This window comes from Spirosoma jeollabukense, assembly GCF_054777855.1.
Genome location: NZ_BAAHAD010000104.1, coordinates 1 through 556, shown reverse-complemented (window position 1 = coordinate 556; position 556 = coordinate 1). Strand labels below are relative to the sequence as shown.

Sequence of the window (556 nt, the reverse complement as noted above, 5' to 3'; positions counted from 1 at the left end):
ATTAGGCATGAAAATAAATAATAATATTATTAAAGTTAAAATTGAAATAGTTAAGCTAAAAGAACTAGATAAAGTAAAATCTGATTTTAAATAAATTTCTTTTATTTTTTTATTTTTATTAGTTAAAACAACAGGTATTCTTAAATTATTTAATTTATTTAAATATGTATAAGAATGTCAATCAAAAAACATAGTTTTTACTATATATAAATAATAGACAGCACTAATAACACTAGTTAATACACCAATTAAAGTTAAAAAAATAAACCCTTCCTGTAAAGCAGAAGAAAATACCATCTGTTTTGCAAAGAATCCCATTAAAGGAGGAATACCTGCAAATGAAAATAAAGTAATAGCAAAACTTAAAGCTAATATACTATTTATATGGAAATATCCTTTTAATTGAGTTATCATTTGTATAGGTGAATTATTTTTATCAACTATTTGTTTATTATTTATATTACTATCATTATAACTATATAAACTATAACCTATAGCCACCAATATAACAAATGCGTTAACATTAGAAATACTATATTGTATTAAATAAAATATA

At 20.0% G+C, this 556-nt stretch carries 1 protein-coding gene; it reads right to left on the bottom strand.

Translation table 11 applies throughout. The features are described from left to right. Positions 1 to 177: 177 nt before the first annotated feature. Positions 178 to 556, bottom strand: a 379-nt coding sequence (locus ACYVEA_RS34780) for a proton-conducting transporter transmembrane domain-containing protein (protein WP_461117934.1), incomplete at its 5' end; no start/stop codon positions are given.